Raw genomic sequence first — 12396 nt, forward strand, 5'->3', positions numbered from 1 at the left:
TCACGCCTCCTTCGCCCGCACAGGCAACGTCACGGTGAACACGCTGCCCCGGCCCAATTCGCTTTCCACTTCAATCTTGCCCCCGTGCATGTCCACATACTCCCGGGCCAGGGCCAGCCCCAGCCCCGTGCCGCTGTACTTGCGCGACACCGAGGAATCGACCTGCACGAACCGCTCGAAAATGCGCTCCTGATCTTGCTCGGCTATACCGATGCCGGTATCAGCCACATGAATGAGCACCGCGCTCTCCTCGGGTGCGCGTTCAATAGACAGACGAACCGTGCCGCCGGCCGGCGTGAACTTCATGGCATTGCCGCACAGATTCTCCACCACATGGCGTATCTTCTCGAAGTCGGCGCGTACCAAGGGCACATCGGGCTCAATCTCGCAGATGAACGCAATGCCGTTGCGCTGGGCCAGGGGGCGCACCACGTCGGCCACGATACCGGCCACGTCCCCCAAATCGGTCACTTCGACGGCCATCTCCGTCCTTCCCGCATCGAGTCGGCTCATCTCCAAAATGTCGTTGATCATCAGCAGAAGCGCCCGGCTGTTAGCCTCGATCTCCCGTCGCGTCTCGGCCTCCTCCTCGCTCGCCGGCGCACTCTCGTTGTTCAACAGCTCCGTAAAGGCGATGATGCTCGTCAGAGGCGTGCGCAGCTCGTGGCTCATCATAGCCAGGAAGTCCGATTTGTACTGGTTGTCCTCGCGAAGGCGCTGGTTCACTTCCTCCAACTGGGCGCGTTGGCGCTCCAGCACCTCGTTGGTGCGGGCCAGCTGTTCGGTACGATCGGCCACCTGCGTTTCCAGATGCTCGTAGCTGTCGGACAGCTCGGCGGCCATGGCGTTGAACTCCTGCATAAGGTCGTTCATCTCGCGCGACGACTGGGAGTAGGCGAAGCGCACGTCCAGATTGCCGTGCTGGATGCTCTCCACACCTCGCTGAATGCGCGCCAGGGGGCGGGTGACCAGATAGGTGAGCGCCAGGTAGACCACCAGCAGGCACACCACCAACATACCCGAGAAAAAGATAACGTCCTGCACCACCGAGGAGCGCTCGCTTTCGGTGTACACGTCCAACGGCATGACGATGGAAATGGCACCGCCCACATCGCCCAGTTGCCATCCTTCCTTCGGAAAGCCGGTCACGTCGATCTCGCCCGCCGGCTCACCATGGCATTCCAGGCAGTTCTCCTCGATGCGCATGGGCGCCGCGTAACGGAATACCTCCTCGCCGTCTACCGAGGCGATCTCGTAGTACTCGGCCGCCGACCCCTCGTTAAACGCAGTAAGAGCCGCCGCCTCGAAGGAATCCGGCTCGTCGGCCGCATTGCGCGGGTTGAAGTTGACGAACTTCGTGGAATAGGTGGACTGGGAGGTGAACAGCGCGCCGATGCTGCGGCCCACGATGGCGCAATGGAGGCCTTGGTAGACTCCTTCGCTCGTATAGGAAATCTGCTCCAGGCGCTCTTGGTTGGAGGCCATGAACTCCCACACGGCATCCATTTGCTGAGCCAGCACCTGCCCCTTCTCGCGCAGCTCGTTTTCCATTTGGGCACGGGCGTTCATCGACGTCCAGCCGATGTTCGTCACCAGCGACACGGCGATGAGCAACCCGATCAGCAGGCCGAATTTCGTCTTCAACCTGATATTTCCCAGTCCCCTTGCGCCCATACGCTCCCCCGTCCGCATGCGATCAGCGTCACTCAGCTGCACCGAGATGCCGTTCCATCTCTGCCATCAACTCGTTGATCATAGCATCATCGCATGCGACCAAGACGCAGGCAATATCGGCAAAGGCGGCATAGAACGACCCCGCCGATGCCGCCGCATGCGCCGCCATCAAGCGGTCGCGAAGAGCGGACGCCCACAGGGACAGATGCTCCTCCAGAAACGCCGCCTGATGCTGCATATCATCGAGGGCCCGTGAGATATCCCCCACCTGCCATGCCCGCAGCGCGCGCTCCCCCAACGCGGCCATGAATCCCAGCTCAGTGCCGAGATGGTCGTCGGGTTCGTGGGGGTAGCCCGCCGCAGCGAAACCCGCCGCCCGGTAAGCGTCGCGCACCGCCAGCGTGGAAGCCTGGAACAGCAGGCCGTCGGCGCTACGGTACACCGACTCCCACGGAGGGGCCAGAGGTGTGGCGGGCCCCACGAACAGCTTCATGTATTCGGCGGCCAGCGCTCCATCCCCAATACCGGAGGCGGCCGCGGCGGCGATCGCCGTTCCGTCCATCAGCTCGGCTCCGCCGCCGGCGTCGGCCATCGCCTCCGCCAGGAACGCCAACGCTGCACCCACCTCGTCGGTCGCACACCATGTCGCAAGTTCCTCGTCGGGCTCGGCGGCGAAGACCCGCGCCGTGAGCGCATAAAGCAGCTGCCTCAACGCGAGCAACTCCGCCACGGCATCGCGCGTATCGTCCGCGGCAACCTCTCGACTGTATCCCATATCCTGGACCTCTCTTGTGAACGCGGGCGGCGGCAACCGAGGGGAGGGACTTGCCGCCGCCCGTTAGAGCCGCTTCGCTTACAGAACCACCGGCACGGCGCCGGCCTCGGTGGCCGCCTCCTTGGGAGCAATCACCACCGACGGGTTGGTCTGGGAGGCGCTGGGCAGGAAGGGAAGTTCGTTCACGCCTTCGGGGTGGGCGGCGCGCAGCTCCTCGATATCGCCGAATTCGAGGGCGCGCATGGGGCATGCCGCCACGCAGGCCGGCTTCTCCCCCGCCTCGCGCAGCTGAATGCAGGCATTGCAGCGATGCACGACATGCAGGCTCTCCACCAGCTGCGGATGGCCGTAGGGACACGCCTTCACGCAGTACTCGCAGCCGATGCACTTGCTGTCATCGTGTTGCACGGTGCCGTCGGCCTCGTTCACATAGGTCGCCCCGTTGGGGCACACCTCCACGCAAGCGGGATTCTCGCAGTGGTTGCAGGTGGCGGCATAGTGGAAGCCCTTCACCGCAGGATAGGCGCCCACCTCGTAGTCGTCGACATGTCGGAATATCACGCCGATCTCGTTGTCGTTCTTGTCCTTGCAGGCGATCTGGCAGGTGCGGCAGCCGATGCAGTTATCCTGATTGAAGAAGAACCCCTTGCGCGCAGCAGTCTCGTTTGCCATGGCTCATTCCTCCTTACAGCTCGATGATGCGCTGCGGTTGCTCGCAGTCGGGCACCAAAGGCTCGCCAGTGTATTTTTCGAAATTGCAGTTGTAGTTGTTGTAGCCGGAAACGGCCATGCCGCTGACGGTGGGACCGCACAGCACGTTGTCGGCACCACCCAGGTCGTACTCCTCGCTCTCGTCGAAGTCGACCCAAGCGCCGTGGGGCAGCCCCACCATGCCGGGCATCAGCGTCTGCAGCACGCTGGCAGTGCGCACGATCTTGCCGTAGGCGTTATACACCACCACGTCGTCGCCCGTCTGAATGCCCTTGTCGGCCGCATCCTGAGCACTGATGAACACGGGGTTCGGCCACGCTTCCCGCAGCCAGGTAACATTGTCGTAGACACTGTGAGAGCGACGGTAGTAATGGGGGTTGTACACCACGTAGGGATACTCGTCGCTGCGCGTCTCCCAGCCTTCCACCGCCGGATGGTAAGACGGATAGGGCTTGAAGTTGCTTGAGAAGCCCAGGGAATCCAGCGTGTCCTTCTTCCACTGGCAGTAGATCTCGAATTTGCCGGAGTTGCTCGGCAGCGGATTGGCCACCGGATCGGCCACGAAATCGGCGTAGGCGATGAAGCTGTGCTCGTCACCGGCGGAGCGTTCCACCTGATAGGAGCCGCGCTCCATGAACTCGGCCAGCGGCACCTTGCCCTCTTGGGGCTCGCCCTCGCATTCCCAGCTTGCCAGATCGTCGGCCGTTACCGTTACCAGGGGCACCATCTCGCCGCCCTCGGCGACCGTAGCGCCCAGAATCTCGTTCATGAACTGCTGCTTCTCGGAAAGCGGGTACACCTCATCGGGATCGAGCCCGCAGGCCTCGGCGATACCGCGGCCGATCTCCTGGTCGGTCTTGGCCTCGAAGAGGGGCTCGATCACCTGGGAGTAGATGAGCAGAGTCTCGCGGTTGCTCAGCTGGCCGAACCGGCCCGGGCGCTCCCACTCGGTGGTCACCGGCAGGACGATGTCGGAGTACTTGGCCTGGGTCGTGAGGAACTGGGCGTTGCAGAACACGAAGTCCACCGCGCGATGGGCCTCGATGCCGCGAACCAGGTCGGGCGTGGTCTGCAGACGGGCGGAATGCTCCCAGAAGATGACATGGATATCCAAATCGCGCTCTTCGCGCGGCTGGGTCACGGCGCAGATATTGCCCACGAAGGGGTACTTCTTCTCCAGAACGCTCTTCCACAGAATAGGACCGGCCACCAGGTCGTCCACGCCGTTGTCGATAGGCGGCACATTCGCCATGCCGGCCGCCACCAACGAGGGACCGCCGTTGCCCGCCTGGGCGTAGTAGGCGGTGCCGCACGCATGGCCGCTCTTGCCGAAGTGACCGCCCATGGCACCCAGGGTCATGAACATCTGAGGCACGTCCTCGGAGTCGTGGCAGCGGGCGAAGCTGTAGCTGTGCAGCAGCATCACCTTATGCTGCTTGCCGATGGCCTCGGCGTACCAGCGGATGTCCTCCACAGGCGTTCCGCAGATCTCGCTCGCCCACTCGGCCGTCTTGGGCGTGCCATCGTAGGCGCCTAGAATATAGTCCTTGAAATTCTCGTTGGTGGTGGCATCCGCGGGCATATGCTCGGCGTCGAATCCGACGCAGTAGGTGTTCAGGAAGTCCCAGTCCACCACATCGCCGCGCTCCTCGTCCAACTTCACCATCTCATAGGCCACTGCGATCATAAAGGCGGTATCGGTGCCGGCGCGCAGCGGAATCCAACGGGCATTCAGCAGTTGCGCCGTGGCGTTGTAGCTGGGGGCGATCACCACAAACGACACCCCGGCCGCCTTGGCGTTCAAGAAACTCAGGCACGTAGAACCTGCCGAGGCCCAAGCAGGATTGCAACCCTGCAACACGATCGTCTCGGCATTGAGCATGTCGTAACGGTCGTTGGACGAGGCGGCGCCGCCGTCTTTCGAGGGCAGGCCCAACTTGGTGGTATCCAGGTTGTAGGTGCCCATGGAAGTGGTATCGGTAATGCCCACATAACCGCCCAGCGCCAGCAGCGGACGCATGGCGTTGTAGCTCACATAGCTGCCGGAATGGGCCAAAATGCTGCGCGGACCATAGGTATCGTAGGCGCGTTTCAACTGGTCACCCACATATTTGAAAGCCTCATCCCAGCTGATGCGCTCCCACTCGTCTTTGCCGCGCAGCTCGCCATGGGGCTCTTCAGGGCTCCAGTTCTTGCGCTTCATGGGGTACTTCAAACGATCGGCCCCGAACACCTGCATGCGCTGGGAACGTCCGCGCACGCAGCCGCGCTGCTGGGGGTAGTCCGCGCTGTCCTCATGGGTGTCGTCGCTCTTCTGGCGAATGACCACGCCGTCTCGCACGAGCACCTTATTCATGCAGCGACCGCCGCAATTGTGCCAGCAGGCCGCGCTGACCCACGCGCCCTCGGTGAGATTGCGGCCGTAGTCGGTCTCGGACGTGTTCTCGTCGCCGGTCACAACGCCCGTATCGGCCATCCCCACCTTGTTCGAGCAGCCGGCCATCGCCCCCGTTGCCAAGGCAGCCGACGCCACAGCCGACGCCTTCACGAAGCTGCGACGACTCACCTCCGATGATGCGCGAACTTTATCGAGCAAGCCCGTCATGGTTCCTCCTTCTTCTCGCCTTCCCCTCGAAGCCAATGCTTCGAATACGAGACAAAGAGTACTTACCACAACTATTAATCACCATGCTTGGAATCCTTAGTTTCCCTTACCCGAATCTTTCCCAATTCTTAACGGCGTTGGGTTTCTGGCAAAGCGAAACAGCGCCAGATTCGCGGCGGAAGCCACGTGACGCGGGAAAGGGCGGCCTGAAGGCCGCCCCTACGGGAGACTCGGGTCGGTGGATGAGCTCCGGCTACGAGGAGGTTCGGGCGTGGCGAACGAGCCGAACCGTAGGGGCGGGGTTTACCCCGCCCGTCAGTCGCGACGGACCCGAGGAGCGCGGGCCGGTTGTCGGGCGGCCTGAAGGCTGCCCCTACGGGAGACTCGGGTCGGTGGATGAGCTCCGGCTACGAGGAGGTTCGGGCGTGGCGAACGAGCCGAACCGTAGGGGCGGGGTTTACCCCGCCCGTCAGTCGCGACGGACCCGAGGAGCGCGGGCCGGTTGTCGGGCGGCCTGAAGGCTGCCCCTACGGGAGACTCGGGTCGGTGGATGAGCTCCGGCTACGAGGAGGTTCGGGCGTGGCGAACGAGCCGAACCGTAGGGGCGGGGTTCACCCCGCCCGTCGGCCCCAACAGACCCGGGGAGCGCTCCCCGACTACCGGGCGGCCTGAAGGCCGCCCCTACGAGAAGCTCGGGTATGACGGGGTGTTGTCCGGCGAAGTTCTACTCGTTGCTCTTCAGGCTTTCCACCATGTTGATGTGGGCGAGCTTGGGGCGCATGACCAGCATGACCACGGCGGTGAACACCATGGTGAGCGCGAACGCTATGACGAAGCTGTCCCAATGGATGGCGCGACCGAACATCACCTGGTCCACCTCGGCGGTGACCACCACGAAGCCCTCCAGCACCACGCCGAGCCCCAGGCCCACCAGCGCCCCCAGCACCGTAAGCAGCACGATCTCGCGGAAGATGTAGGCGTTCACCTCGCGCGGCATGAAGCCCAGCACCTTCAGCGTGGCTATCTCGCGGGCGCGCTCGGTGATGTTGATGTTCGTGAGGTTGTACAGCACGATGAAGGCAAGCGCCGCCGCGGCCACCACCAGCACGATCACCACCATGTTCACCGACCTCAGCATCTGCTTGTACGAGGAAATCACCTCGTCGTTGTAGGCCACCGTGTCCACGGCGCCCGTGGCCCGCAGCGCCTCGCTGAGCGCTTGGCGCGCGGCCTCGTCATCGGTGACCTGGGCGTACACCGTCAGGTTTTCGGGCGCGTGGCCGAACACGCGCTGGAAGGTGGACGAAGTCACGAAGGCGTAGTCGCCGATGTAGTTCTCGATGATGCCGGCCACTGGCACCTGGTAGGTTTTCGCTGTGGCGTTGCCCAGGTCGTCCTGCTCGGCGAAGGTGAGCATGCCGCCGATGCTAAGACCCAACTTCGATGCCAGCTTCTCGGTGATCACCGCTCCGTCGTTGGTAAGCGGCACCGCCTCGCGGCCCTCGCGGGTGCGGAAGGTCCACAGCCCCTCGAAGGCCAAGGTGTCGGCCGGTGCAACGATGGTAGTCATGGCCTCGGTGCCGTCGGATCCCTGGGCGATCATCGACTCCTCGGTGGCGCGCACGCACACCGGCAACGTGCCGCGATCATCCATCAGGGCCGCGGCCTCGGCACGTTGCGATTCGGTGGCCTCGTCCTTCTCGGTGATAACCACGTTGTAGTCCACCAGCTCGCCGTATTGCACGTCGATGATGTCGTTGATGGAATTCTGCAGGCCCAGACCCGTCAGCAGAAGCGCCGTGCAGCCCGCGATGCCCACGCAGGTCATCACCAGGCGGCGCTTGTAGCGGAAGATGTTGCGGAAGGTGACCTTCCACGAGAACGAGAGGCGCCGCCACAGGGGCCCCACGCGTTCCAGCAGAATGCGCTTGCCCGCCTTCGGCGCCGGAGGGCGCATGAGCGCCGCCGGCGTCTCGCGCAGGGTGGCCGCGGCGGCGGCCCAGGTGGCCAAAAGCGTGATGCCCACACCGAAACCAGCAGCCGCAGCGGCGATGGGAGCGTCCACGGGCATGGCGCCGCGCGGCACGTAGTACACGATGGAATAGGCCTCCATAATCACCCAGGGCAGCACTTGCGAAAGCACCGCGATGCCCACCACGCTGCCCACGCCGGCGGCGAGGGCAGCGTAGATAAGGTACTTCGACGTGATGCGCGCCCGCGAATAGCCGAGGGCCTTGAAGGTGCCGATGAGCATGCGCTCCTCCTCCACCATGCGCGTCATGGTGGTGAGCGCTACCAAAGCGGCCACCAGGAAGAAGATGAACGGGAAAAACGACGCGATGGCATCGATGCGCTCAGTGTCGTTCTCGAAGCTGACCACGCCGAAATTCTTGCTGCGATCCATCACCAGCCAATCGGGCGGCTCGATGTCGTTGATCTTCTGCTGGGCCTCGGCGAGCTCGCGCTCGGCGGCGTCCAGCTGCTCGTTGGCCTCGGTGGCCGCCGCATCGTAGTCGGCCACGCCCTGCTCGTACTCGGCGCGGGCGGCCTCCAGGTCGGCCTTGGATTGCTCGTAGGTGGCCTTGCCCTCTTCCAGGCGTTTCTTGCCCTCCTCGATATCCAGCTGGGCGGTATCGAGCTTCTTCTGGGCCGCGGCGAACTGGGCGTCGGCCTGGGCGCGCTCGGCGGCCATCTGCTGCTTGGCCTCGGCCAGAGCCGTGGCGGCCTGGTCGATATCGGCGATGTTCTTCTCCAGCTCGGCCTTCTGGGCCTCCAGGGCCGCGCGCTGGTCGGCGGGCAAATCGGGCGACGCCAGGGCAGCCGTCACCTGGGCCAGCGCCTCCTGCATCGAGGGCAAGGCGGCCTGGGCCTCCTTCAGGTTGGCCTCGTTGGCGTCGATGGCGGCCTGGGCCTCGGCGAACTGGGCGTCGGCCTGGGCGCGGCGATCCTTCAGATCTTCCCCGCCCTGCACGTACTCCTTCTCGCCGTCGCTGATGTCGCGCTCGCTCTTGGCCAGCGTGGCCGCCGCCGCATCCAGCTTGCGCTGCCCCTCGTCCAGCTGGGCCTTCGCGTCGTCCAGCTGGGCGCGGGCGTCGGCCAGCTCGGTCTGGGCCCGCTGCTCCTCCTGCTCGTATTCGGCACGGGCCTCGTCCAAATCCTCCTGGGCCTCGGCCTGCAGACCCGCCACGCGCGCCTGCTCGCGCTCGGGGGCGATGGCCTCGATGGCTTCGACCACTTCGGCCACGCGCGCCTCGTAGGCGTCGCTGTCGGCCGGCAGCTCGGCAGCGCCGTCCACGGTCACGTAGGCCTCCACATAGGGCAGATCGGGGCCGAAATCCTCGGGCAGCAGGTACATGAACTGCTGAATGGTGCCCGAGCCGATGGTGGTGGTGCCCATGGAGGTGGAGCTGACGTACAGCGGCGAGTGCACCCGCCCCACGATGGTGAACTCGGTGCGCGTCAGCGTGTCGTCCACATCGCCCACCGTGGTGTCCACGGTGATAGTGTCGCCCAATTCTGACGGCCCGCTCATCACCCTGTCGTTGAACACGACGCACTCACCAGGAGCCTCGGGCCAGCGCCCCTCCACCAGGTCGAGACGGTTCAGATAGTCGCCGTCGTCGGAGGCAATGGCGGCGTCGCCAGTTTTCTGGCTGGTCGCCGCGGCCGCGGGCAGCGAGTGCGCGCGCACCACGTACTGATCACCGTTCAGCGTGGCCAGCACGTCGGCCGAGTAGGCCGGCATCACATGCTGCACGCCCGGCACCGCGCGCAGCGCCTGAATGTCGTCGTCGGTAAGCCCCAGGGTGGACACCACGCGGATGTCCATCAGCGCCGTGCCGTCGTAATAGGCATCGGCGGCCATCTTCATATCGGGCGCCGTCATGCGCAGGCCCGCGTAGAAGCCGGTGCCCAGGGCCACGATGGCGGCGATGGCAATGAAACGCCCGAGCGAATGGCGCACCGAGCGCGCGATGTCCTTGTTGAACGCCTTCACGCTACCACGCTACCATTCCAGCACCTCGGCCGACAGCGGGGCCTCGTTCACTTCCACAGCGGCCACCGAGCCCTCGCGCACGTGGATGACGCGGTCGGCGATGGAGCAGAACGCGGAATTGTGGGTGACCACCACCACGGTGCGGCCGGTCTCGCGGCAGGTGTCCTGCAGAAGCTTCAGAATGGCCTTGCCCGTCTCATAGTCCAACGCGCCCGTGGGCTCGTCGCACAGCAGCAGCTTGGGGTTCTTCGCCAAAGCGCGGGCGATGGCCACGCGCTGCTGCTCGCCGCCGGAAAGCTGCCCGGGGAAGTTCCGCACGCGGTCGGCCAGGCCCACCGAGGCCAGCACCTCGTCGGCCGGCAGCGGGTTCTTGCAAATCTGGGAGGCCAGCTCCACGTTCTCGCGCGCCGTGAGGTTCGACACCAGGTTGTAGAACTGGAACACGAAGCCGATGTCGTAGCGGCGATACTTCGTCAGCTGCTTGCGGGAAAACGAGCTGACCTCGGCGCCATCCAGCGTAATGGTGCCCGAGGTGCAGCTGTCCATGCCGCCGAGCATGTTCAAAAGCGTGGTCTTGCCGGCGCCCGAGGGCCCCACGATGACCACGAACTCGCCCTGCTCGATCTGGAAGCTCATGGCGCGCACGGCCGCCACTTCCACCTCGCCCATCTGGTATATCTTGCTCACATCGCGAAATTCGACGAACGCCATACTGCCTCGCATTCCCACACCGATATCTCTCGTGGATTACCATACACGAGAAACGGGGCGCGGCCAATCGACGGAGCGGCGAAACAGCAGAAAAGCCAGCAGAGGCCCGAAGGTAAGCGCATCCAGGGCCGTGGTGCCGCTGCGTCCAGGGCCGTGGTGCCGCTGCGCCCGGGGCCCGCCGTAGCCTACAGGTCAACCACGGCCAGGTTGGCCGGGCCGCTGACGATGAAGCCCACGTCGCGCACATAGGCGCCGGCGGCCACTTTGCCGCTGTTGGCATCACTCGTCAAGGTTAGCTCGTTGCCCGTGGTGGAGGCCTTGCAGTTCCAGCTGTCCTCCAACGTCACATCGGCGCTGAAGGGGATGGTCACCGCCCACGATTCCACGCCGGCCCCGTAGTTGTTGCCCAGCATCTCGTACTTGAAGAAGGTGCGGCCGTCCTGCTCCCAGGTCTCGGCGATATCCAGCTGCCATTGGATGGTGCCCTCGGCGAAGGCCATCATGGCCGAGCCCTGAGCGTTGGGCTTCTTGTCGGCCCGAGCCAGCTGCACCTCCTTACGGTCGAAGCCGGGGCCGCGCAACGTGTCCACCAGCCACAGGCCCTCGTCGGTCAGATCGTCCAGCGAGAAGCCCGAGGTCTTCCCCACGTCCGATTTGAACAGGGCTGCGGCCTCGTTTTTGTTGGACAGGTTCCAGCAGATGTAGCTGACGTTCAGCTCGTCCATCAGACGCACCCAGGCATCGGCCGAATCGTAGTCGATCTCGCCGTCGCCCGTGGCCTCGCAGATGCCGAACTCCGACACGAACACCGGCAGCCCCCCTTCCACGACCGTGCGCAGGCGGTTGCGCAGGTCGTCCTGGTGGGTGGCGGCGTAGAAGTGCATGGCATACATGACGTTGTCGAACGCCAGCGGGTCGGCAGCGGCCGCCTCCACATCCTGGGACCAGGTGGGAGTGCCCACGATGATGACGGCATCGGGGTCGTTCGCGCGGATGACGGGGATGACCGTCTCGGCGTAGGACTTGATGTCGGCCCAGGTGGTGTCGCCGTTGGGCTCGTTGCATATCTCGTAAATGACGTTGCTGCGGTCGGCCAGATCGCGCGATACGATGGCGAAGAAGTCGGAGGCGGCCCACTCGTTGGTCCAGGGGTTCGCGTCCGACAGGGAATGCCAGTCGACCACCACGTACATATCGGCCGCCGTGGCGTATTCCACGCCCTGCATCACCAGATCGCGCAGGGCCGAGCGCTTGCCGTCGGCCGTGGCGTAGCCGCCCGACTCGGCGGAATACATCGCCAGACGCACCACGTTGGCACCCCAGTCCTGCCGCAGCTCGGTGAACAGGGGCTGGTTCACGTACTGGGGAAACCACGCCAAACCGTGGGTGGAAACGCCGCGCAGCTGCACGGGATTGCCCGCAGCGTCCACCAGCTGGGAACCCTGCACCTGCAGCGCACCGGCCGTGGAGGGCACGGCCAGATCGCGCGCCGGCTCCTCGGCCTCCTCCTGGGGGGCGGGGGCATCCTCGGCGGCCTCGTCGGCCTTCGGCTTAGGCGCCTGGGGCCGCGTGGGTTCTACCTCCACCGCCATGCCGGCGCCATAGTCGGGTGCGTTCGCCTGGCTCATGGACACGATGGCCAAGCCGATGCCCACCGCCACCAGCACCGCCAGCGCCGCAGCTGCCACCACCAGACGCTTGGCGCCACCTTTTTTTCCCGTTTGTGCGGCCATACACGCCCGCCCTTTCACTATCGCGCAGCCAGCTGCGGCATTGCGCCCGCAACCGGTCGAGAACATCCTGATCGAGTCGGTATTGTATCTCACCGCCATGCAGAAGCGGCCCAAACCGCCCGAAGCGCATACAAAGAGATTCCCCGAGCAGCCCTCGGCCGCATCGGGCGGAACCGGGGCTCGGCGGCCG

General features: G+C 64.8%; 7 protein-coding genes. All 7 read right to left on the reverse strand.

Features of this window, described 5'->3' with window-relative positions; all coding sequences use genetic code 11:
* Nucleotides 1–1674, reverse strand: a complete 1674-nt coding sequence (locus VIN30_RS08505) for a c-type heme family protein (protein ID WP_338210805.1) — start codon at nucleotides 1672–1674, stop codon at nucleotides 1–3.
* A 28-nt stretch (nucleotides 1675–1702) separates the two neighbouring features.
* A complete protein-coding gene (locus tag VIN30_RS08510) occupies nucleotides 1703–2449 on the reverse strand; it encodes a TorD/DmsD family molecular chaperone (protein ID WP_338210808.1) in 747 nt (248 codons plus the stop codon).
* A 78-nt stretch (nucleotides 2450–2527) separates the two neighbouring features.
* Entirely contained in the window at nucleotides 2528–3121 is a 594-nt protein-coding gene (locus VIN30_RS08515) for a 4Fe-4S dicluster domain-containing protein (protein ID WP_326425123.1), read from the reverse strand.
* A gap of 13 nt (nucleotides 3122–3134) precedes the next feature.
* Entirely contained in the window at nucleotides 3135–5765 is a 2631-nt protein-coding gene (locus tag VIN30_RS08520; protein WP_338210810.1) for a molybdopterin-dependent oxidoreductase, read from the reverse strand.
* 724 nt (nucleotides 5766–6489) lie between these two features.
* Entirely contained in the window at nucleotides 6490–9762 is a 3273-nt protein-coding gene (locus tag VIN30_RS08525; protein ID WP_338210812.1) for an FtsX-like permease family protein, read from the reverse strand.
* A gap of 9 nt (nucleotides 9763–9771) precedes the next feature.
* The gene (locus tag VIN30_RS08530; protein WP_326425117.1) at nucleotides 9772–10473 is read right to left on the reverse strand and encodes an ABC transporter ATP-binding protein; all 702 of its coding nucleotides are present in this window, start codon (nucleotides 10471–10473) and stop codon (nucleotides 9772–9774) included.
* A 185-nt stretch (nucleotides 10474–10658) separates the two neighbouring features.
* Nucleotides 10659–12206 (reverse strand): cellulase family glycosylhydrolase, encoded by a 1548-nt coding sequence (locus tag VIN30_RS08535; RefSeq protein ID WP_338210815.1) that lies wholly within the window; start codon nucleotides 12204–12206, stop codon nucleotides 10659–10661.
* Nucleotides 12207–12396 lie beyond the last annotated feature (190 nt).

Source organism: Adlercreutzia wanghongyangiae (genome assembly GCF_035989245.1).
Classification (GTDB): domain Bacteria; phylum Actinomycetota; class Coriobacteriia; order Coriobacteriales; family Eggerthellaceae; genus Adlercreutzia; species Adlercreutzia wanghongyangiae.